Annotated in this window: 19 protein-coding genes; 9 read left to right on the top strand and 10 right to left on the bottom strand. The window is 34.2% G+C overall.

Annotated features, from left to right (window positions below; translation table 11 throughout):
- Positions 1–2: 2 nt before the first annotated feature.
- From N4270_RS11920 to N4270_RS11955, 8 genes are all read right to left on the bottom strand, one after another.
- On the bottom strand, positions 3–932 hold the full coding sequence (locus tag N4270_RS11920) for a glycosyltransferase family 2 protein (protein ID WP_260097406.1): 930 nt from the start codon (positions 930–932) through the stop codon (positions 3–5).
- Entirely contained in the window at positions 932–1,624 is a 693-nt protein-coding gene (locus N4270_RS11925; RefSeq protein WP_260097407.1) for a WbqC family protein, read from the bottom strand. The genes N4270_RS11920 and N4270_RS11925 overlap by 1 nt, the downstream gene beginning before the upstream one ends.
- Positions 1,625–1,787: 163 nt before the next feature.
- On the bottom strand, positions 1,788–3,605 hold the full coding sequence (locus tag N4270_RS11930) for a DCC1-like thiol-disulfide oxidoreductase family protein (RefSeq protein WP_260097409.1): 1,818 nt from the start codon (positions 3,603–3,605) through the stop codon (positions 1,788–1,790).
- Positions 3,606–3,622: 17 nt separating this feature from the next.
- The gene (locus tag N4270_RS11935) at positions 3,623–4,606 is read right to left on the bottom strand and encodes an SDR family oxidoreductase (protein WP_260097410.1); all 984 of its coding nucleotides are present in this window, start codon (positions 4,604–4,606) and stop codon (positions 3,623–3,625) included.
- On the bottom strand, positions 4,606–5,898 hold the full coding sequence (locus N4270_RS11940) for a nucleotide sugar dehydrogenase (RefSeq protein WP_260097411.1): 1,293 nt from the start codon (positions 5,896–5,898) through the stop codon (positions 4,606–4,608). Before N4270_RS11940 ends, N4270_RS11935 begins: the two co-directional genes overlap by 1 nt.
- Positions 5,899–5,900: 2 nt before the next feature.
- The gene (locus N4270_RS11945) at positions 5,901–6,488 is read right to left on the bottom strand and encodes a sugar transferase (RefSeq protein ID WP_260097412.1); all 588 of its coding nucleotides are present in this window, start codon (positions 6,486–6,488) and stop codon (positions 5,901–5,903) included.
- 1 nt (position 6,489) lies between these two features.
- Complete coding sequence (locus N4270_RS11950) at positions 6,490–8,970, bottom strand: exopolysaccharide transport family protein (protein ID WP_260097413.1); 2,481 nt, start codon at positions 8,968–8,970, stop codon at positions 6,490–6,492.
- A 3-nt stretch (positions 8,971–8,973) separates the two neighbouring features.
- Complete coding sequence (locus tag N4270_RS11955) at positions 8,974–9,768, bottom strand: polysaccharide biosynthesis/export family protein (protein ID WP_260097414.1); 795 nt, start codon at positions 9,766–9,768, stop codon at positions 8,974–8,976.
- Between the two features lie 103 nt (positions 9,769–9,871).
- On the opposite strand from N4270_RS11955, the gene N4270_RS11960 reads away from it, so the two are divergent.
- The 9 genes from N4270_RS11960 to N4270_RS12000 all read left to right on the top strand — a co-directional run bounded on the left by N4270_RS11960 (position 9,872) and on the right by N4270_RS12000 (position 20,338).
- Positions 9,872–11,743 (top strand): ABC-F family ATP-binding cassette domain-containing protein, encoded by a 1,872-nt coding sequence (locus tag N4270_RS11960; protein ID WP_260097415.1) that lies wholly within the window; start codon positions 9,872–9,874, stop codon positions 11,741–11,743.
- Between the two features lie 73 nt (positions 11,744–11,816).
- Positions 11,817–12,587, top strand: coding sequence for a class I SAM-dependent methyltransferase (locus N4270_RS11965; RefSeq protein ID WP_260097417.1), 771 nt, complete (start codon positions 11,817–11,819; stop codon positions 12,585–12,587).
- A 68-nt stretch (positions 12,588–12,655) separates the two neighbouring features.
- Positions 12,656–13,339: an ABC transporter ATP-binding protein gene (locus tag N4270_RS11970; protein WP_260097419.1), complete on the top strand. Its 684-nt coding sequence runs from the start codon at positions 12,656–12,658 to the stop codon at positions 13,337–13,339.
- A 216-nt stretch (positions 13,340–13,555) separates the two neighbouring features.
- Entirely contained in the window at positions 13,556–14,131 is a 576-nt protein-coding gene (locus N4270_RS11975) for a cob(I)yrinic acid a,c-diamide adenosyltransferase (protein WP_260097421.1), read from the top strand.
- Between the two features lie 314 nt (positions 14,132–14,445).
- The gene (locus tag N4270_RS11980) at positions 14,446–14,667 is read left to right on the top strand and encodes a DUF2795 domain-containing protein (RefSeq protein WP_010177336.1); all 222 of its coding nucleotides are present in this window, start codon (positions 14,446–14,448) and stop codon (positions 14,665–14,667) included.
- A gap of 286 nt (positions 14,668–14,953) precedes the next feature.
- Complete coding sequence (gene secA / locus N4270_RS11985; RefSeq protein ID WP_260097425.1) at positions 14,954–18,307, top strand: preprotein translocase subunit SecA; 3,354 nt, start codon at positions 14,954–14,956, stop codon at positions 18,305–18,307.
- A 224-nt stretch (positions 18,308–18,531) separates the two neighbouring features.
- The gene (locus tag N4270_RS11990) at positions 18,532–19,050 is read left to right on the top strand and encodes a hypothetical protein (RefSeq protein ID WP_260097426.1); all 519 of its coding nucleotides are present in this window, start codon (positions 18,532–18,534) and stop codon (positions 19,048–19,050) included.
- A gap of 10 nt (positions 19,051–19,060) precedes the next feature.
- A complete protein-coding gene (locus tag N4270_RS11995) occupies positions 19,061–19,879 on the top strand; it encodes a DUF2911 domain-containing protein (RefSeq protein WP_260097428.1) in 819 nt (272 codons plus the stop codon).
- 54 nt (positions 19,880–19,933) lie between these two features.
- Positions 19,934–20,338: a hypothetical protein gene (locus tag N4270_RS12000; protein ID WP_260097430.1), complete on the top strand. Its 405-nt coding sequence runs from the start codon at positions 19,934–19,936 to the stop codon at positions 20,336–20,338.
- 77 nt (positions 20,339–20,415) lie between these two features.
- Here N4270_RS12000 and N4270_RS12005 read toward each other — a convergent pair whose 3' ends face one another.
- Positions 20,416–21,096 (bottom strand): peptidoglycan DD-metalloendopeptidase family protein, encoded by a 681-nt coding sequence (locus N4270_RS12005; protein WP_260097432.1) that lies wholly within the window; start codon positions 21,094–21,096, stop codon positions 20,416–20,418.
- A 50-nt stretch (positions 21,097–21,146) separates the two neighbouring features.
- Complete coding sequence (locus N4270_RS12010; RefSeq protein ID WP_260097434.1) at positions 21,147–22,652, bottom strand: serine hydrolase; 1,506 nt, start codon at positions 22,650–22,652, stop codon at positions 21,147–21,149.
- Between the last annotated feature and the right edge of the window lie 110 nt (positions 22,653–22,762).

Genomic DNA, 22,762 nt, shown 5'->3' on the forward strand with positions numbered 1-22,762 from the left:
TTCTATTCATAAATTTTTTTAATGATTGCATTAGGTCTTCCTTGGACTTGTTTAAATATTTTATGCAGATAAATACCTATAACACCTAAAAAAGTAGAAATAATACCTAAAACCAAAACACTAATAGCAACTAATGAGGTCCACCCTAACTGTACCTCTTCAACATACAAAATCTTTTGAATGATAAGATAAATAATGAATAGGACACTTAAAAAAGAAACAATTAATCCGAAATAGAAGAGATATTCTAAAGGCTTTGCCGAAAAGGAAGTAACTGCTTGTAACATTAAGTCAGCGCGTTTTTTTAAAGAATAGGTACTCGCACCTTCTCTTTGTCCTTTTGATAAGGCTATTCCTTTTTGATTAAATCCTACCCAATACATCATTCCTCCTAAAAATAAGTTAGCATCATTAAGACTTAACAAAGCTTTTACATAGGCTTTAGTCATAAGTCTTTCTGTTAATATATTATGTGGAATTTTAGTGTCTGATAGTTTATTTATAAGAACCCAGAAGATGCTTCCCAAAACGCTTTCCATTAGATTTCCTTTACGTGATTTTTGATAACCATACACAACATCTAAGTCTGTATCTTTTTGTATTTCATTATAAAAATCCACTAGAACCTTGGGTGATATTTCTAAATCATTGTCTATTAAAAAAACGAATTCTCCTTTTGCTTTTATTAATCCAGCTTGAATTGCATAATGGTGTCCGAAATTTCTTGATAAATCAATGATTTTAATTTTTGGATATTTTTCTTTTTTTAAAGTGATTAGATATTGAAGAGAGTCATCTGGAGAACCATCATTAACAAAGATTAACTCATAATCTTCCACTTTAATGCTTGCAATTGCTTTTTCTATTTCTACTAAAAAAGTATCTAAAAAGACTTTAGATTGATACAATGTACTTACAACAGATAATTTCATTATGTATAACTTTTCAAGTACTTTTTAGCATTAGGTCCTTCATTAAAGATTAAGTCTAAAATACTTACTCTGTGTTCAAATGGTGGATGCAACTGGTTATAAGTTTTATAATTACTATAATCCATCCACTCGACATTAATTTGATGATTACTAAAAAAATCTTCGTCAATATAGTTTTTAGCAGCTGGACCACTAAGATAAGTATCTGCATTTAATTGTTTGCATGCTTGCACTAATCTTTCTTGTTTATCACCTGTTAGATTTAAACTTCTAGAATCGATAATTTTAGTGTCAATTTCCAAAATAGCACAAATTTCTTTAATAAAACTGATATTAATCTCACTTAAATTAATGGAAGCATTTTCATAAATTTTAAAAATTCTGTCTTTATAATCTGAAAAATATGGTGCCTTGCTATAATTAGCTTGCAAAGTACCAATATGCTTTTTTGTCCAATTCGTTTTAAAAACTAAAGTTTCACAAATAGCTTGACTTAAAGATTCTTGCCTTACAGCTATAGTTAACCATTGAAGTCCATTTTTTGTTTTAATAATATTTCTATTTCTCCAATCATTTTTTGTGTATTGTACTTCGTCATAAATTACAAAAACGTCAACATTTGCTATCATATCAAAATACCCCTTCCAAGGTATATAATTAGATTGTAAAATAGCAATTTTTTTTGAGCCCATTAATTTCGTTCTTAAACGTGTTCAATAAAATACATTAATCATTACCGATAAGTATTGGAGATACTTTCACTTTTAATTTTAAATCATACAATTCAAAACAATGATAAGAGAAACAACTCTTTACCAATGTAAAAGATTGTGTAAAGCTATAAGCTTCTTTTTTCTATTCATGTAATAGAAACGTTGCTTGATTATCATTCCAAACAACATCTCCAATTGTTTCCCATTTAGAATCAAAATTATCATGAAGCACATTTAACTCCCATGCTGTTGGCAAATGTATTTCTTTTCGTAAAAGCTTAAAACTAGTGAGATTTAATTTTACATTGTTTTTATGTGCCCAAAATATAATATATCGTTCTAATCCTTTTCTCAACTCTAGGTTATTGGCTTCTCTTCCACCTTTATTAACTCTAAAATTAAAATTCACCCATAACCCACCTCGAATGTATGCATCAGGCATCCCTTTTTCATTATAAAATGGCAACAGTTTCCCCTTATAAGATACTGTGAAAATTTCATCATAATTTTTATAATGACCATCCATAAAAACACCATGTTGAGTGATCCCTAATAATTTAGAAGAAACAACTTTTACCTTAGCATGTACGCTATTTAAAATACCGTTTGAAAATGGCTTTTTAAGATTTACTAAAACTTGCAAAACCACAACACTTATAATAAATAATTTAAAAGCAATAATTTTAACATCCTTTCGCTTAAAATTATGCCCTATCATGATAGCATCTTTATCAACTTTATCAGCTACAGGTAAAAACCCACAATTATCAGCAGTACAACGTTCTACATTTCGGTTTGAAGCAACATATTTATAAACAAACTTTGCAATATGGAATATGCCAGGAATATGCAAGATAACACCCAAAGGAAAGAATAACGGAGTTATCAAAAATGCCTTCTTATAAGCGTTAATCCCTGAATACAAATGACCTTTGTTATCTATAGCATGCATTGTAAGTAATAAGTCAGTCATCGACACATGATCTAAAGCTTCATTGGTAGCTTTACTTTGTTGTACCGATTTAAACTCTAGCATATTGAAACTATCAAAATGCTTTAAAACGATACGAGTTTTCATACATAGCGGACATTCAGCATCATAAAACAAGGTGAGGCGAGGTGTTTTAGCTTTGATTTTTTGTTCTAGCCTTTTCCACACACAATTAGGAACCATCAATATATAAAGTGCTGCAACTCCCAATGCAAAAAATGGAATAGGAAACTCTAACAATATGCCTAAATGAAGTCCGATACCTATAATTAAAAAAGGAATTCTAAGTTTTTTCACCCAAAACAGAAATGGAAACAACACTTCAAAAGCAAAAGTGAGGTACCCTAAAAATTTAATCAAGACTTCTTGATTTAACAACCATTGATTATCAAACACCGTCATTTGTGGTAATGAAGCCGGATACCACATCCCTAAACCTGATGTCCAAATCTTAGAGCCCATTTTAAAAAATACAGAGTCCAGATAAACCAAGCCTACACCAACAAATATAATAAGCCAATACGTGAGTACTGAAGTTAGCTCTTTAGGCTTATGCAGCCGGTTTAAATTAGAATAATTGAGTTTTTCTCGTAAACGATCTACGGAATAGGATTTTGATGCCGAAAGAAAAATAAGCATAAAACTCACACCTGTATAGGTGTAATCCATATGATATTCATAAACACCTATCGAAGAAATATAAATAATTATAAAAATATAATTGAGCAGCGCCATGAGCTTTGTATAGGCACCAATAACAAGCATAAACAAAACTCCCATCCAAATAACAAAAGGAATTTCCGCACTTAAACCACTCGTCTGAATAAAAGGAATAGGGTCATAATATAACTGCCTGTATCTAAAAATTCTAAAAACTTCACATAGTAGCACTAAAGAAAAGAGTATCCTAAAGAGACCTAAACCTTTAGAGGATATTTTTTTATCATAAAGTCTATTTATAAAGTTCATAAAACTATTAAATACAACTAGTGTTTAGTAAACCAATCGTAAGTTATGGTTAATCCTTCTCTTACAGAAAACTGTGGTTGATAACCTAATAAATGTTCTGCTTTAGAAATATTGGCAAGCGAATCTCTCACATCTCCTTGCCTTGGTGGTCCATAAATTGCATCAACCTTCGAATTAGCAGCATTTTTTAAAGAATCCCACAAATAGTTAATGCTTATTCGTTCACCGCAAGCTACATTAAACACTTGATTCTTTGCAGCTTCTGAAGCAAAAAATCCTCTAATATTTGCTTGTACGGCATTATCAACATAAGTAAAGTCTCTGGTTTGCTCACCATCACCATTAATCTTTGGTGATTTTTCATCTTTTAAGGCTTGCATAAATAACGGAATAACCGCAGCATAGGCACCATCTGGACTTTGTTTTGGACCAAAGACGTTAAAATACCTTAAACCAATAACATCGGTATTATAAGTGATTCCGAAAACATTCGCATACAGTTCGTTGACATATTTGGTAACTGCATAAGGCGATAAAGGGTTTCCGATATTATCTTCTAATTTGGGCAAAGCTTTGCTATCTCCGTAAGTAGAACTTGAAGCCGCATAGACCATTCGTTTCACAGATGAGGATTCTTTTAAAGCAATCATCATGTTTAAAAACCCCGTAATATTAACCTCGTTTGTTGTTGCAGGATCATTTATGGATCTAGGCACCGAACCTAAAGCGGCTTGATGAGACACATAATCTATGTCTTTCATCGCGTCTTTACAGGTTTGCAAATCTCTGATATCGCCTTCTATCAATTCAAAGGCAGGATTATCATGAAATTCGGTAAGATTTTTTCGATGACCGTTTGAAAAGTTATCGAGAACTCTTACTTTTTTCGCATTATATTTCAGAAGATATTCAACAATATTCGAGCCTATAAATCCGCCGCCACCTGTTACTAAAAATGATAACTGACTTAAATCTTGGTTGTGATAGTTGTTTTCGTACATTATAATCTTGCGTCTACTGTGTCTTTTGGTAATAAAGATTTTACATCAAAAATGACACCTATATCCGACTTTAAGTTTTGTAAATCTAATTCTAAAAATTCGTTATGGGAAACTGCTAAAACAATAGCATCATAATCACTTTTTAATTGTGACTCTTGGTCTAATAAATCAAATCCGTATTCATGAGTAACCTCTTCTTTTGAAGCCCAAGGGTCATACACATCAACATTAACGTTATAAGTTTCAAACTCTTCAATAATATCTATGACTCTAGAGTTTCGAATATCTGGACAGTTTTCTTTAAAAGTGATGCCTAACACAAGTACATTAGAATCTTTAATTCTTGCGCCTTTTTTAATCATCATTTTCACCGTTTCCTGGGCAACATAACCACCCATGCTATCGTTCATCTTACGTCCTGCCAAAATGATTTCCGGATTGTAACCAGACTCAATTGCTTTTTGGGCAAGATAATAAGGATCAACTCCAATACAATGCCCACCAACTAAACCTGGAGTGAAATTAATAAAATTCCATTTGGTACCAGCGGCTTCTAAGACTGCTTTGGTGTCGATATCTAACAATCTGAATATTTTAGAAAGCTCATTCACAAAAGCAATATTGATATCTCTTTGAGAGTTTTCAATAACTTTAGCGGCTTCAGCAACCTTAATCGATGGTGCCGAATGAGTGCCTGCTATAATTATTGATTTGTATAAATCATCTACTTCTTTAGCTATTTCTGGTGTAGAACCCGAAGTCACTTTAAGAATCTTAGTTACTGTATGTTTTTTATCACCCGGATTGATGCGCTCTGGAGAATAGCCCGCATAAAAGCCTTCATTGAATTTTAATCCTGAATGTTCTTCTAATATAGGCACGCAGATATCTTCGGTAACGCCTGGATATACTGTAGATTCATAAATAACAATATCACCTTGCTTTAACACTTTACCTACACTTTCACTTGCTTTTACTAAAGGCGTAAACACAGGTCTTTTAAGTTCGTCTGTTGGTGTAGGAACCGTTACTATATAGATTTTTGAATCGGCTAAATCATCTGGATTATTGGTTATTAAGAGGCCTTTTTCAGCATTTGAATTTGTTGTTAAAACCGCTTTTAAATCCTCATTTTCGACTTCTAAGGTTTTGTCAACACCGCTATTAAGCTCATCAATACGTTTCTGGTTAATATCAAATCCGACAACCATATATTTTTTAGCAAATTCTACGGCTAAAGGCAGACCTACATAACCTAATCCAAGGATTGTTATTTTTTTATTGGTATTCATTTTCAGTTAAGTATAGATTTAGTAATAATGTTCAAATCTAAATAAAAACTCCAATTTTGCACGTATTTTTTATTGATTTCAACCTTATCTACCCAAATAATCGTTCTATTGTAGGTTTCGGGGTCATCCTGCTTACACAAAATTGCTTCTTCGTCTCTATATTTTAAAGTTGCGGGTCCTGTAATCCCTGGTTTGACCTTTAAAATAATTCGATCATCTCCAGTTAATTGATCGGCAAATCCTTCAATATCAGGTCGCGGACCAACAAAACTCATATCACCAAGCAGCACATTGAACAATTGAGGCAGTTCGTCTAATTTAGAATTCCGTAAAAAAAGCCCTAAACGTGTTGTACTCTTATTAAGATGACCTAATTGATGTGGTTCTTCTTTTAAAGCTCGCAATTTAAAAATCTTAAAAGGCTTTCCGTGTTGCCCTATCCGGTATTGAGAAAACACACCAAACTGTTTGGAATCAATAGTGCATAGAATAATTAACAGAATAATAGGTACGATTAAAACAGGCAGCAACAGAACAGACAACACCAAATCAAATATACGTTTTTGTATGAGTTGCTTTTTCCCAATCACTTTACAAGCGTTTTAGAAAACGTTTGACACGCTTCCACACAGACGATTGGTTATCACGCTCATGATAGGCATTACCATAAACACCATAACCATAGCCATAACCATAACCGTAACCGTAACCATAACCATAGTTATGATTTGTTTTATGCTTGTAGAAGTTCAATACAAAACTTATGTTTTTCACTTCACCTGCACGATACTTAGCATTAATTAAAGCCAACATGCCTTTTTTAGTATAATCTAATCGAACCATAAATATGGTAGCATCGGCATATTGTGTTAATTCAAGTGCATCGGTCACCAGACCTAAAGGCGGCGTATCTAAAACGATCATATCATAGTCTTTTCGCAGTTGACTAATCATAATACTCATTTGGTCGCTCATCAATAATTCAGAAGGATTAGGAGGTACTGGTCCAGAAGGAATGACATCTAAATTCTCAATATGAGTGGTATATTTTACTTCTTCAAAAGTACTTTCCCCTATAAGGTAATTTACAATCCCTTTGTCATTATCAATATTAAAATCTCCAAATATTTTAGGTTTACGCAAATCGAGACCCAGTAAGATTGTTTTCTTTCCTGACAAGGCATATACCGTCGCCATATTGATAGAACAAAATGTTTTTCCTTCACCACTTACCGAAGAGGTAATCATTAAGGTTTTTCCTTCGGATTTTCCTTGTTTTTTATATAAAAACTGTAAGCTTGATCGTATGGATCTAAAGGATTCGGCAACTGCAGACTTCGGTTTTTCGAAGACAATTAAATTGTTTTTGTAGTTATACTTTCCAATTAATCCTAAAATAGGAATCTTAGACAGCTGCTCTATTTCATCAGAACCGTGAATGGTATTATCTAATAAGAACAATACAAAAATTAAAAACATCGGTATAAAAAAGCCTAACATCAAAGCCATCATATAATTAAGTGACTTATTAGGACCAATGAGTCCGCCACCAATATCTTTAGCTTCATCAATTACCGTGATATCCGAAATATTGGCAGCCTTAACAATAGCTGCTTCACTACGCTTTTCGATATATACGTCATAAGCTTCCTGACTGATATCTAACTTTCTTTGAATTTTAAGATACTCTTGTTGATCTTCAGGCAAGCCGCTTAATTTAGCTTCCAAATTGGCTATACTTCTGTTAATGGTCGATAATTGAATGCCAAGTGTTTTTTTAGTCGCATCAATAGTCTCTAAAAGTACGTTCTTTTCAGAATCTATTTTTCGATCTAAGTCTTTGAACAAATTGGAGCCTTCTTTAGTGGTATATTCTAAGTTTTGACGCTCGGCAGCCAGCGCTATGATTTTAGAGACACTGCTCAATATATTGGCTTCTTGAATCCCAACAGATGTTGGTGCGGCTATTTCGGTATAGTCTGTTTTTGTATTTAAATACTTTTCTAAATTATCAAGATAATCCAACTTTAGCTTTTCTTGCTCTTTGGTTAAATCGTAATCTCTCAACTGGTTTGAAATTTGAGTAATTTCTTCGGTAACATCAAAAACTTTATTCTCTTTTCGAAATTTATTCATTTCGTCTGTGACGTCTTTCAGACTATTATTTACAGCTGCCAAACTACTATCAATAAACTTTATCGTATTGGTTGCATATAGATTTTTTCGTTCTAATTCCGTTTTACTTAAAATCTCAGAAGTCGCATTTAGATAATCGACTATTTTTGCTTTATTATTTCCTGCCAATTGCAATCGCAACACTGATGACGATGTAGAAAACGGCGCAATCATAATACGATCTTGATAGTTTTTTACTATGTTATCAAAACTTAAAAATCTTACAAAATATTCAGAGCCTGGTTTGACGCGTAACGAAGGTTTTATGACCAGTCGACCGTTAAGAAAAGGTAAATCAATTAACTCGCCATTTTTATATGTTTTTGTATAGACACCGGTTGGCACATCTACAGTTTCAAAGGTTTTATCTTCATAAATCTGAGCACGTCGTCTCGAACCTTCAAACTCTGTAAAAATCTCAAATTCATTATTTTCTTTAAATCTGATACCTATTGGGGAGCTTAGAAGTTGCGGTTTGGTTTTATCGATTAAAAAATCAAATGGTGCTTTATTGTAAATATCTTGCTTTCTGTATTTACCTTCTTCTAAATATTCCTTATAAAATTGTAAAGAGTCGACTACTTTTTCATTGTGACTTCTGGTTTTGATTGCAGTAATAATTTTACTGACTTTACCAGACACACCTCCCCAGTTAAACGATATACTCGTATTGGCAGTAAAAAAGGGGTTTTGATCATTTTCTACGGAAATTAAAGTGTCAAGTTTATAAACATTTTGCTTTCTAACATTAATAAAATAAGCGACTAAAAGCGCTGTACCTATAGAAAGCATAATAAACTTCCATAGGTTTAAAACTTTAAATAAATAACCTCTGAAGTCAAAACTTACACGACCCGATTCACTTTGATCAAATTCTTCTTGAGTGTTATGTTCCATGCTTTATAATCTTGTAAATAGTAATATTGAAGTCGTAATCAATGATAATACTGTAACAATTGTTCCTAAAGTTTCCACTGCTGTTCGACCTGTACCTATCGACTTCTGCCTTAGCGGCTTAACATAAATGATATCATTTGGCTGAATGTAATAAAACGGTGATTTCATAACATTTATGTCGGTTAAATCTATCGTATGTATTTGCTGGCCTTGAGGATATTGCCTAATAATTTGAACCTCTCTTTTATTTCCCGTTACCGGAATTTCTCCAACATTTGCAATGGCTTCAAAAATATTAACTCGGTCTTGAAAAAGAGTTACAGTTCCTGGGCTTCCAACTTCTCCATTAGCTGTAAAACGCAATCCCGATAACTTTACAGTAATAAATATATTAGCCGTTTCTTTAAATTGATCGGCCAATAACTTCTCTTTTATTAAAACTTCAATTTCTTCTGCTGTATAGCCTAAAACATTTAATTTCCCTAATTCAGGAATTCTAATATTACCATGATAATCTACCGTAAACCCATCAAAATAGGCACGTTCTGCACTAGACGCATTTAAATTACCTTCACCTACCGGATTAAATATGGTTACATTTTCTTGATCTAAAACTTTAATTCTAATATTTAAAATATCATTAATTTGTACACGATAAGGCTTCTGTTGCTCTACCATAGTTTGTGTAGAGTCTGTTGCTGTATTTTTATTCTGAAGATAAACAGTATCCTTATGAGGTATACAGGATGTTGATAATATACAGAGTAACACACCTGTAAGCAATAATAGTCTATTCATTGTTAAGTTGCTTGTTGCTTCACAAATATAGCCTATCACTATTAATATAAAAACTATTCATCGTTTTTTTGAGTAATATCACTTTCTTTGTAAAAAATTTAATTTGAACTATCTAACTGTAGAAAATATATCAAAATCTTATGGCGAATTAGAGCTGTTCTCTAATCTCTCTTTCAGTATCCATAAAGATGACAAAATCGCTTTTGTAGCCAAAAACGGTAGCGGAAAAACCTCCATTCTTAATATCCTTTCTGGTGCAGACACACCTGATTCTGGTCAAATAGTAATGAGAAATGGCTTACGAATTTCCTTTTTATCACAATCGCCTCAATTTGATCCAAACCTCACCATTAATGATACCATATTCAATTCAGAGTCTCCGCAATTAAAAATTATTGAAAATTACGAGAAAGCCTTGCAAAATCCTGAAAACACCGAAGCCTATCAAAAAGCTTTCGAGCAAATGGATATTCATAATGCCTGGGAATTTGAACTTCAGTTTAAGCAAATCTTATCACAACTTAAACTTGATGACCTCAACCAAAAAATAAGTACCATGTCTGGCGGACAAATAAAAAGGTTGGCATTAGCACAAGCACTTATTAGCAATCCCGATTTACTTGTACTTGATGAGCCTACCAACCATCTCGATTTAGAAATGATTGAATGGTTAGAGCAGTATTTTGCCAAAGCACAGTTTACATTATTTATGGTTACTCACGACCGTTATTTTTTAGAACGTGTTTGTAATGAAATTATCGAGTTAGACCACGGAAAACTTTACACATACAAAGGAAATTACAGTTACTATTTAGAAAACAAAGAAGCACGAATAGCCCAAGAACAAGTCGAAACCGGAAAAGCCAAACAACTCTTCAAAAAAGAGTTGGAATGGATGCGTCGCCAGCCAAAAGCCAGAACCACCAAATCTAAATCACGTATTGATGATTTCTCTGACATCAAAAAAAGAGCCCACCAACGCCGAAAGGACCATAAGATTGAATTAGAAATTAATATGGAACGCTTAGGCAGCAAAATTGTTGAGTTTCATAAGGTTTCAAAATCGTTTAAAGACAAAGTGATTCTCAATGGTTTTGAATACGTTTTCAAACGTGGGGAACGCATTGGTATTATTGGAAAAAACGGTACAGGCAAATCGACATTCTTAAACATGCTTACCAATAATCTTACACCAGACGCTGGCAAGATAATCATTGGTGAAACTGTTAAATTTGGATATTATACACAAGGCGGCATCGAAGTCAAACCCGAACAAAAAGTAATTGATGTTATTAAAGCTTTTGGGGAGTATATTCCATTAACCAAAGGACGTCAAATTAGTGCCAAACAATTATTAGAACGTTTTCTTTTTGATGGCAAAAAGCAACATGATTTTGTTGAAAAATTAAGTGGTGGCGAACAAAAGCGACTCTACTTGTGTACCGTTTTAATTCAAAATCCTAATTTTTTAATCCTCGATGAGCCTACTAACGACCTTGATATCGTTACCCTGAATATTTTAGAAGAATTCCTTCTGGATTTTCCAGGCTGCCTCCTTGTTGTATCGCATGACCGTTATTTCATGGATAAGATTGTAGATCATCTTTTTGTGTTTAAAGGAAATGGTGAAATTCAGGATTTTCCCGGAAATTATTCCGATTATCGTGAGTATGAAGCCTCAAAACCTCAGGAAGAAAACACTTCAGAAACCCCTACACCTCAAATTTCAGAAGAAAAAGAAGAGGCTAATAAGGCTCAAAAATTATCTTATAACGAACAAAAAGAATATAAAAACTTAGAAAGTAAAATCCGTGCGCTCGAATTAGACAAAAAAGCATTGGAAGCCCAATTTAACGATGCCACATTAACCCAAGATAAAATCAACGAACTATCGCAACAGCTTCAAGTGATATTAGATGCTATAGAGGAAAAAGAAATGCGCTGGTTTGAATTAGCTGAAAAGTTTGAATCTTAATTTATTAGTAGTTGTTAATACCAACTGCTTTTTAACTGTGATATGCTATAAACTATAAACCATCTAACTATACGTGTTTCAAATTATTGAATATATCAAGTTTCTAGTATCCTCAACCAATCAGCATGGTGTGCATTCGCCTTTTGTTTATGATTTGGTGACCAAATGCTTCTATGACAACACCAAACACGACGCCTATTCTAAACTTAAGGCTTACCGTTCTGCATTAATTACAAATAAAAACACTATTAATGTCACCGATTTTGGCTCAGGCTCAAGAGTGTTTAAATCTAACCAACGCCAAATCAGCGCTATTGCAAAAACTTCGGGAACAACGTCAAAAAGAGCCCAGCTTTTATATCGTCTGGTAACCTATTTTAAGCCAGAACACACCTTAGAACTCGGGACATCTCTGGGCATCGCCTCTTATGCGATGGCTTTGGGCCATTCAAAAAATAGCATCACTTCAATTGAAGGTTGCTCAAACATTGCTGCGCATACAAAACAACAATTTTCAAAATTTCAGAGCCCTCAAATCACTGTTAAAACTGGAGCATTTGAAGCGATACTTCCTGAGTTAGACACCAAATTTTATGATTTAATTTTCTTTGATGGCCATCACAATAAGGAAGCCACATTAAAGTATTTCAATAGGCTTGTAACTAAAGCGCATAACGATTCCGTGTTTATTTTTGATGATATTCATTGGTCTAAAGACATGCGTGAAGCCTGGGAAACTATAAAAACACACCCACAAGTAAGCGTCACTATAGACACTTTTTTTTGGGGATTCGTATTTTTCAGAAAAGAACAAGCTAAAGAAAATTTCACCATTAGGTTGTAACATCACTCCCTATTTAGCGTCATATTGATTATATTGCAAATGCGCATCAATTAAAAGCAAACTTCTGTATGAGTAATGTCATTGAAATTAGAAATATCATCCGTGATTTTGAACTTGGCCAAGAAATCGTTCACGTTTTAAAAGGCATCGATTTAGATATCGAACTTGGTGATTATGTCGCTATCATGGGACCTTCAGGTTCAGGAAAATCAACACTAATGAATCTTTTAGGTTGCCTCGATACGCCAACTGCGGGAACGTATATTCTTAACGGAAAAGATGTAAGCAAGATGAGTGATGACGAATTAGCCGACATTAGAAATACTGAAATTGGTTTCGTTTTTCAAACCTTTAATTTGTTGCCCAGAACTACCGCTTTAGATAATGTAGCCTTGCCAATGGTATATGCCGGAATGTCTAAAGCACAACGCAACAAACGCGCTGAAGAGGTCTTAACAGATGTCGGACTCGCAGATCGAATGGATCATAAACCCAACCAGCTTTCTGGTGGGCAACGCCAACGTGTAGCCGTAGGTCGAGCCTTAGTAAATAAACCTTCTATCATATTAGCCGATGAGCCAACAGGAAACTTAGACTCTAAAACCGGACATGAAATCATGGCACTTTTTGATGAGATTCATAAAGCAGGAAATACGGTGATTATGGTTACACATGAAGAAGATATTGCAGCTCATGCCAGTCGGGTTATCAGACTTAGAGATGGTATTATAGAAAGTGACACAAGAAACTAAATGTAAAATAAATCGTCATGCTTTGGGTGTTATTAATTATCGGTTTTTTTATGATGATCAAAATGATTAGCAAAAACAACGATCGCCTCAGAGAACGTCGCAACAAAGACTCTATGTTTAATAAGCGCCGATTCAAACGTTAGACGACTCAAATTCACCATCCTTTTTAAGAATAAAACGTTTGCCTTTTAGCCTATTACTCGTTAACTTGCCTCTATGAAAATATACACCAAAACTGGAGATAAAGGCACCACAGCACTTTTTGGAGGTACTCGCGTCCCTAAACATCATATTCGTATTGATAGCTACGGAACAGTAGACGAACTCAATTCACATTTAGGTCTTATCAGAGACCAAAATATCAACCATCATTATAAAGATGTGCTTATAGACATTCAGGATAAATTATTTACAGTTGGCGCTATTTTGGCAACCGACCCTGAAAAAGCGACGCTTAAAAATGGTAAAGACCGACTCAATATCCCAAAAATTTCTGAAGCTGATATCACGCTACTTGAAACAGAAATGGATAGGATGAACGAATCGTTACCACCTATGACGCACTTTGTATTACCTGGCGGACACCAAACGGTGTCATTCTGTCACATTGCGCGTTGTGTATGCCGCAGAGCCGAACGTTTAGCCAGTGCCTTAAACGATTTAGAACCCTTTCAACCGGAAAGCTTAAAGTACTTAAACCGACTTTCTGACTACCTCTTTGTATTGGCACGAAAGTTGTCTTATGACTTACAAGCCGAAGAAGTAAAATGGATTCCGAAGAAAGAATCCTAGTGTTATGTCACATTAAAATAACGCATTAGGCAATCGTGTAATTTGTGATAGGTTTAGGCAAAAAATAATTGCATAGCCATAGCTACGAAATTAGTTTTTAACGAAGAGATACCACAAAAGACATTTTGGATAATGTGAATGTTTTGATTTGACTTAACACTTAAGTACCACTTTGCAGAATAAATTAGAAGTTCTACTTGGCTTAAATGATTGAAAATGTAAGTTCTTTAAAATTATTATTTAATTAATTCGTTTTTTTCTTGACTTTATGAACTATAATTTTATTTTTGCAAAAAAATAAATACCATTAAGAAATGTATTGGACATTAGAATTAGCATCCTATTTAAGTGATGCGCCTTGGCCAGCGACAAAAGACGAATTGATTGACTACGCTATTAGAACAGGAGCTCCTTTAGAAGTTGTTGAAAATCTACAAGCGATAGAAGACGAAGGCGACTCTTATGATTCCATAGAAGAAATCTGGTCAGATTATCCTACTGACGAAGATTATCTCTGGAACGAAGACGAATATTAAAGTAATTTGGCGTTCAAGTTACATTAAACGTAAAATAAAAGTTAAAAAGTCTCATACTGAGACTTTTTTTGTGCCTGAATCTTTCAGTATAACTAACACAAATCCTATCTTTGAAACCTAAGAATTTTGAAGATAAGACGTTATCTAAAAACACATAATATAGCGCAGCCTGAATGCATTTCTGGTTCTCTATAAAAGGTTCACCTAAATTATGAGATTCTGAACCAAGTTAAGAATAACAAATTCAAATGTTTTGAGATAATGTCATTAAATAAAATAAACACCAATGAGTTTTTTAAATTCAGTATTAAAAGTATTTGTAGGAGACAAAGCCAAACAAGATGTAAAGGCACTCTCTCCTATCGTTGAAAAAGTAAAAGCATTTGAAAGCGCTCTTGAGCAATTATCACATGATGAGTTAAGAGCAAAAACAGCAGCCTTCAAAGCAAAAATTGCCGAAGCACGCAAACCGCTTCAGGATACCATCGATCAATTATTAAAAGACGCTGAAGCTACCGATGACATCGATAAAAGAGAAGATATCTATGTCGAAATCGATAAAATCAAAGATGATATTTATCAAGTCACAGAAGATGTTCTAAACGACATCATGGCCGAAGCCTTTGCTGTTGTTAAAGAAACTGCCAAACGTTTTGTTCACAATACAGAAATTCCGGTACAAGCCAATGAGTTTGACCGTTTAATTTCTGGAGATAAAGACTATGTGTCCTTAGAAGGTGATAAAGCCATTTGGGCTAATTCTTGGGATGCTGCAGGAAAGCCAATTACTTGGGACATGATTCATTACGATGTTCAGCTTATTGGTGGTGCCGCCATGCATCAAGGTAAAATTGCTGAGATGCAAACGGGTGAAGGAAAAACCTTAGTAGCAACGCTTCCAGTATATCTCAATGCGCTTGCAGGAAAAGGTGTTCACTTAGTCACAGTTAACGATTATCTTGCCAAACGTGATAGCGCGTGGATGGCTCCTATTTTCGAATTTCACGGCTTAAGTGTCGATTGTATTGATTACCACACACCAAACTCTGAAGCACGTCGTAAAGCTTATAGAGCTGATATTACTTACGGAACAAACAACGAATTTGGCTTTGATTACTTAAGAGATAACATGGCGCACTCGCCAGATGATTTGGTACAACGTCCGCATCACTACGCTATTGTAGATGAGGTCGATTCGGTATTGGTCGATGATGCGCGTACACCTTTAATTATTTCCGGACCTATTCCGCAAGGAGATCGTCACGAGTTTACAGAATTAAAACCAAAAGTAGAAGACCTTGCTAATATTCAAAGAAAAGAACTGGTTGGTGTTTTAGCCGAAGCTAAAAAGTTAATTGCTGAAGGTGATACTAAAGAAGGAGGTTTCCTTTTATTAAGAGCCTACAGAGGGATTCCGAAGAATAAAGCCTTAATTAAATTCTTAAGTGAAGAAGGTATCAAACAATTACTTCAGAAGACCGAAAACTTCTACATGCAAGATAACAATAGAGAAATGCCTAAAGTAGATGCAGAACTCTACTACGTTATCGAAGAAAAAAACAATCAAGTTGAATTAACCGATAAAGGGGTTGAATACCTCTCTGGTAAAGATAACCCTGACTTTTTCGTGATGCCTGAAATTGGGATGGAAATCTCAAAAATTGAAGCAAAAGGCTTGTCTAAAGAAGAAGAAGCGGCCGAAAAAGAAGAATTATTTAGAGATTTTGGTATCAAATCAGAACGTATCCATACACTCAACCAATTATTAAAAGCTTATGCTTTGTTTGAAAAAGACATTCAGTATGTCGTTATGGACAATAAAGTAATGATTGTTGATGAGCAAACAGGTCGTATTATGGATGGACGTCGTTATAGCGATGGTTTACACCAGGCGATTGAAGCCAAAGAAAATGTAAAAATTGAAGACGCTACCCAAACCTTTGCCACAGTAACCCTTCAGAATTATTTCAGAATGTATCGTAAACTTTCTGGTATGACAGGAACTGCTGTGACTGAAGCAGGAGAATTCTGGGAAATCTATAAACTGGATGTGGTTGAAATTCCAACCAACAGACCTATCGCTCGTGATGACAGAGAGGATTTGGTATATAAAACCAAGCGTGAAAAATACAATGCTGTTATCGATGAAGTGACTAAATTATCACAAGCTGGTCGACCGGTTTTAATTGGTACAACCAGTGTTGAGATTTCAGAATTATTAGGTAAAATGCTTTCCATTAGAAAAGTACCTCATAACGTATTAAACGCAAAACTTCATAAAAAAGAAGCCGATATTGTTGCCGAAGCAGGACAACCTGGGCAAGTAACTATTGCAACCAATATGGCAGGTCGTGGTACCGATATTAAGTTAACCGAAGCTGTAAAAGAAGCTGGCGGTCTGGCTATTGTAGGTACCGAACGTCATGATTCACGTCGTGTCGACAGACAATTACGTGGTCGTGCTGGACGTCAAGGAGATCCAGGAAGCTCGCAGTTTTATGTTTCCTTAGAAGATAATTTAATGCGTTTATTTGGTAGTGAACGAATTGCCAAAATGATGGATAAAATGGGATTAAAGGAAGGTGAAGTGATTCAGCATTCTATGATTTCAAAGTCGATTGAACGTGCACAAAAGAAGGTGGAAGAAAATCAATTTGGTGTTCGTAAGCGTTTGTTAGAATATGATGATGTGATGAATGCTCAACGTGAAGTTGTGTATAAACGTCGTCGCCACGCTCTTGAAGGGGAACGTCTTCGTGTGGATTTAGCAAATATGATTTATGATACTTCGGAAGGCATTGTTGAAACCAATAAAAACGCTGAAGATTTTAAGAATTTTGAATTTGAATTGATTAGATACTTCTCAATGAGTTCTCCAATTTCTGAAGCTGAATTTGCTAAAGGTTCCGTTCAAGATATTGCTGGAAAAGTTTATAAAGCTGCATTTGAGCATTACCGAGAAAAAATGCAGCGCAATGCTGAATTAGCATTTCCTGTTATTGAGAATGTCTACCTGAATCAGCGTGACAAATACAAACGTATTGTTGTTCCTTTTACTGATGGCGTGAAGAATTTACAAGTCGTTACAGATCTTGAAAAAGCCTATGAAACAAAGGGAACTCAGTTAATTAACGATTTTGAAAAGAACATTACTTTAGCCATTGTAGACGATGCCTGGAAAACGCATTTACGTAAAATGGATGAGTTAAAACAATCGGTACAGTTAGCGGTTCACGAGCAAAAAGATCCTTTATTAATTTACAAGTTCGAAGCCTTTGAGTTATTCAAACAAATGATTGATCAAGTGAATAAAGATGTGATTTCATTTTTATTTAAAGGAGAATTACCAACCGAAACTCAGAACAATATCCAAGAAGCGAAAGCGCGCAAGCAAGAAAAATTGCAAACTCAGAAAGACGAAATCCCAAATATGGATGAACGTGCTGCGCAAAGTAGAGCTGCTGGAAATACACAACGTCAACCTGAAGTTGTTGAAACGATTGTACGCGACAAACCAAAAATTGGTCGTAACGATCGTGTGACAATTAAACATGTAATGAGTGGCGAAAACAAAACGGTAAAATACAAACAAGCCGAACCTTTAATTGCTAAAGGCGAATGGGTACTTATCGAAGAATAGATGAATCCAATTGGTTTTTAATTATCCTGAACGTGTTTCAGAATTATATATAAAACAGTCATTCAAAACGAAATGACATATCTAAAAAAATCCCAAACATGACGTTTGGGATTTTTTGTTTACAATAAATTAAATTGTTTCATTATTATAAGTTATATTTTACTATATTCATAACCAATACGTTATATTCAAAAATCAATTTCACAAACCAAACAACCATCAACATGAAAAAATTAATTTTCTTTATTGCATTATTAATGTGTACCACAGTATTTGCTCAAGACCGAATAATTAAACCCAAACCAACATTGACGATTGTTGATGTGAAAAATTTTGATTTCAATTCAAACTTTTTAAATGTTTATTATCAAATAGATGATTATGAAATAATCCCATTGAAAATATTATTTTTTAAACAAAAGCACACCACCGAAGTGATTAATGAAGCAACATCTAAAACGGTACCTGTATCAACAATTATGATCAAAGGAGAGTATTCTAAAAATGGAACAAAAAGTGTTTACTTCAAATATAGTTATACAGATATGGATGCTTTCTTAGCGATAAAATCCTTATTCGAAAACTATGATCAAGAAGGGAAGCTTATTTTAATCAAATCTCCAGCAAAAATTGGTGATCCTACTACAATTAATGTCCCAGGTAGCGAAAGTAAACAAAGCATATTCCCAATACAAAACGACCAAATTGAATATATTCATAAAGCTTCTACTAAAATGTTTTAAAAACATCCATATGAAAATCAATTTCCTTTTTTTAGCGTTCTTTATTAGCTCAATATCAATGCAAATTCAAGCTCAAGAGCAACCAGTGATTACGACTACAATTCAAAAAATTGGCCAAACTGAAATAAAAGTTAGCGTTGTTCAACCCAAAATAATGAGAGTTACTAATCGCAATAAAGCACTCAATTACAAAAACCTTTGGAAACAACATGTAAATGGAGCTGCTGAAATAGAATTTAACAACGATGTTATTGTTGACAAGATTAAACTAAAAGCCGGGAAGTACTTAATTTTACTATTTCCTGGGAATGATTGGAAACCTAAAAATGATTCTATGAGAGCTTTTCCTGGGAATGATTGGAGTCCAAAAGATTCCAAAATTAAATTTCCAGGTAACGATTGGAAACCCAAAAATGATTCTGTCAAAGCTTTTCCAGGAAATGATTGGAAACCAAGTACTGACACTCTTAATGTTTTCCCAGGGAATGACTGGAATATTAAAGATTCCAAAGTTAAATTCCCAGGTAATGATTGGAAGCCTAAAAATTCAAAAATTGCCTTTCCAGGAAATGATTGGAGCCCTTTAAATGATGCTATGGATGAATTTCCTGGGAACGATTGGCTCGTTGTGTTTTACCAAAACACAAATTCTAACAGTAAAACATTAGATAAAAATTTAATTGCTGCGGAAATAATGGTCAATCCCGAAAAAATTATTCAACCATTAATGAATTTATCGGCTAACTTCATGTATTCAAATCCAAAAAGCATCCAATTAACACTTGCTTGGGACAAAACTCTGATTTCAATACCAATACATCTAAAATAATTATTGATTAAATTTAAATGCGTAAAACCAACAATCAATACTTAAAAATCAATCATGAAAAAAGTAATAGCAACCATAGTAGGCTTTATTGTAGCATCATTAACTGTTTACATTTTTGAATCTCTTATTGGCCACAACCTGTTTCCATTGCCTGAAGGTGCCAATCCAATGGATATGGAATGGATTAAAAATAATATGGATCAAATCCCAACGGGAGCTAAAATATTTGTTGTTATTGCTCATTTTGTAGGTATAGTTGCCGGAATGGTAGTGGCAAGCTTGATTTCTAAAACCAGTATGGTTCCAGCTTATATTGTTGGTGGATTGATGTTAGCCGCAACTATTTTTAATGTGGCGATGTTACCAAAAGAATTGTGGTTTAGCATTAGCGATATTGTATTAGCTGTTGCTGGTTTATTACTCGGAAAGTCTTTGGCGAAGCGACAGTTAAAAATATAGGTAACCTTTCATAATATAGTACACCTGAAGCATTTGCAGGCTCAGAATGACAGTATTACAAACCATATATTATTTTACTATAACCTTAATAACAACTCAGGATTTGGGCAATTATTTTTATAAAACGCCACATCATGTTTTGAACATACGCCAGGATAATCGCCTTTATAATTTTGCAAATCTTTAATAAGCTGAAAGTGTAAATGTGGTGCATAATCACCATTAACCGTTGCATCACCCAAAGTGGCAATCTGCTCCCCTTTTTTAAAAGTTTGTCCAATGCTTAAACCTTCAATTGAAGCCAGACTTAGATGTCCGTAAAGTGTATAAAAGGTAAAATTTTTAAGCGTGTGTTTTAATATAATCGTCGGTCCATAATCACCAAAGTTCGTATTGTTTTTAAAACTATGAACCTCAGCATCCATTGGTGTGAAAATAGGTGTTTCAGCAGCAATCCAAAGATCCAGACCTAGATGAATGTGACGTTCGGTTTCGGGGTTTTCAGCTTTAAAATAAGCGCTTCGCTGGTAAATATTTCGAGCTTCAAGATAACCCCCAAAAGCCACTTTAGCATGATGTTTTGCTTTAAAAGCATTGATATAATCCTCCAATAATTCCGAAGAAGATACATCTATCGCTTGTAATCTGGTATTGGTTTTTGACAAATCTAAAGTCACATAATCAGAAGGGGCAATCGAGGGATCTAAAACAGATGTCTTAGGTAACGATAGCAACAAGGTTTCAAGTGTGGTGTTCATAAATCTAAATTGGCGTAAAAACTAAAACTTCCGAAGCAAATAAGCGTCAATTACTTTTTTGAAAGCGCTTTTTCCAAGGCTTCAGCTTTATCTTTTGCATACATCAAACTATTATCCATCTCAAAACACTTTTTAAAATTAGCTAAAGCCTGAAGCGAGTCGCCTTGTAACAATAAAGCATCACCATAACTATCGTAAACATTTGCAGATGCTGGATACTCACTGATGTTTAGTTTAAAAATCTGAGCGGCTGCATCTACCTTATTTTCATTGATGAGTAAGTAACCTAATTGATTGATATCATTTTCGTTAACACTATAGTTTGTAGTATCTGTTTTTACCTCTTGATAAAATGAAATTGCTGAGTTGACATCTTTCTCGTAGATTGTTTTTGCCATTTCCTTATAGGCAATTTTCTTTGGCATTTGATAGGTTTCACCTGCTCGTAAACGCTTAACATTATCGTAAACAGTTCCAAAATGCGCTCCAGAATTGTTGGTTAAAATGACAAATCCGCTTTTTGTATCGACCTCATTGTGTAAAAACGTCACAAAACCTACCCAACCACCAGAATGATTAATCACACGAGGTTCTCCTGGGTTGTACTCCAGAAACCATCCGAAGCCATACCCTGTATATTCGCCATCATTGGTTTGTCCTGAGGACCAGGCTTCATCCAGATACGCTTTAGAGATAATGGTGTGATTCGCCAAAGCCATATTCCATTTATAGAGATCTTCTACCGTAGAATAAATACCGCCATCGCCTCTTACATCATTAACAATATTGTAATCATTAAGTACTAAGTCTTTTTGATTAAGCGAAAAATTATAGCCAAAAACCCGATGAGGCATCTTTGGATCTGCAGCTATTTGATATTGATATAATACTGTATTAGTCATCCCAATCGGATCAGTGATATGTTCTTTTAAGAACGTTCTAAAATGCTGACCAGAAATCTTTTCAACAATTGAGGCCAATACCAAATAACCCGTGTTACTATATTCCCATTTATCTCCTGGCTGAAAATCTAACTCAGGATTGACACGGTAAAACACGTCTAAAATTTCGTCATTACCCAGAATATACTGTTTGGTTGAATCTTCTTTTACAAAATGATTAGCAATCACCCGTTCGTAGTCTGTAAGTCCAGATGTATGATGCAATAATTGTCGAATGGTAATATTATCATAAGGAAAATCGGTTAAAACTGTATTTACTTGTTGATCATAATCGAGTTTACCTGCTTCTTTTAATTTCATAATAGCCATCCCAGTAAACTGTTTACTCACTGAAGCTAGTCTGAATTGAGAATTCAAGTCTAAAGAATCATTAGGAGCGATAGATCGCAATCCGTTAGAATTTTTAAAAACGACTTCTCCATTTTCATATACGAGTATATTTCCGGTAGACAGACCTTTAGCCTTCATAGCCTGTACAAAAGATTGGTATTCACTTTTAACGTCTTTTGTAGTATTGGTATTAGTTTCCTTTTTACACGAAAAAAAGCATGCCGAAAAAAGACACACTACTATTAGTTGTTTGAATAAACCCATATGTTTTGATTGATTGTAGTTTTACTCTATAAAGATAAGTATTTAATTAATTGTTACAGTAGTCTAAAATATTGCTTGTTTTGCTTCGGAAATGAGACAACGCTATACTA

Origin of the sequence: Psychroserpens sp. SPM9, from assembly GCF_025153525.1 — a bacterium.
In the GTDB taxonomy this organism is placed as follows: Bacteria; Bacteroidota; Bacteroidia; order Flavobacteriales; family Flavobacteriaceae; genus Psychroserpens.

Bases quoted from the DNA above. Each gene is read 5' to 3' on its own strand.
- N4270_RS11920 (WP_260097406.1), bottom strand. From the start codon at position 932: ATGAAATTATCTGTTGTAAGTACATTGTATCAATCTAAAGTCTTTTTA.
- N4270_RS11925 (WP_260097407.1), bottom strand. From the start codon at position 1,624: ATGGGCTCAAAAAAAATTGCTATTTTACAATCTAATTATATACCTTGG.
- N4270_RS11930 (WP_260097409.1), bottom strand. From the start codon at position 3,605: ATGAACTTTATAAATAGACTTTATGATAAAAAAATATCCTCTAAAGGT.
- N4270_RS11935 (WP_260097410.1), bottom strand. From the start codon at position 4,606: ATGTACGAAAACAACTATCACAACCAAGATTTAAGTCAGTTATCATTT.
- N4270_RS11940 (WP_260097411.1), bottom strand. From the start codon at position 5,898: ATGAATACCAATAAAAAAATAACAATCCTTGGATTAGGTTATGTAGGT.
- N4270_RS11950 (WP_260097413.1), bottom strand. From the start codon at position 8,970: ATGGAACATAACACTCAAGAAGAATTTGATCAAAGTGAATCGGGTCGT.
- N4270_RS11955 (WP_260097414.1), bottom strand. From the start codon at position 9,768: ATGAATAGACTATTATTGCTTACAGGTGTGTTACTCTGTATATTATCA.
- N4270_RS11970 (WP_260097419.1), top strand. From the start codon at position 12,656: ATGAGTAATGTCATTGAAATTAGAAATATCATCCGTGATTTTGAACTT.
- N4270_RS11975 (WP_260097421.1), top strand. From the start codon at position 13,556: ATGAAAATATACACCAAAACTGGAGATAAAGGCACCACAGCACTTTTT.
- N4270_RS11980 (WP_010177336.1), top strand. From the start codon at position 14,446: ATGTATTGGACATTAGAATTAGCATCCTATTTAAGTGATGCGCCTTGG.
- secA (WP_260097425.1), top strand. From the start codon at position 14,954: ATGAGTTTTTTAAATTCAGTATTAAAAGTATTTGTAGGAGACAAAGCC.
- N4270_RS11990 (WP_260097426.1), top strand. From the start codon at position 18,532: ATGAAAAAATTAATTTTCTTTATTGCATTATTAATGTGTACCACAGTA.
- N4270_RS11995 (WP_260097428.1), top strand. From the start codon at position 19,061: ATGAAAATCAATTTCCTTTTTTTAGCGTTCTTTATTAGCTCAATATCA.
- N4270_RS12000 (WP_260097430.1), top strand. From the start codon at position 19,934: ATGAAAAAAGTAATAGCAACCATAGTAGGCTTTATTGTAGCATCATTA.
- N4270_RS12005 (WP_260097432.1), bottom strand. From the start codon at position 21,096: ATGAACACCACACTTGAAACCTTGTTGCTATCGTTACCTAAGACATCT.
- N4270_RS12010 (WP_260097434.1), bottom strand. From the start codon at position 22,652: ATGGGTTTATTCAAACAACTAATAGTAGTGTGTCTTTTTTCGGCATGC.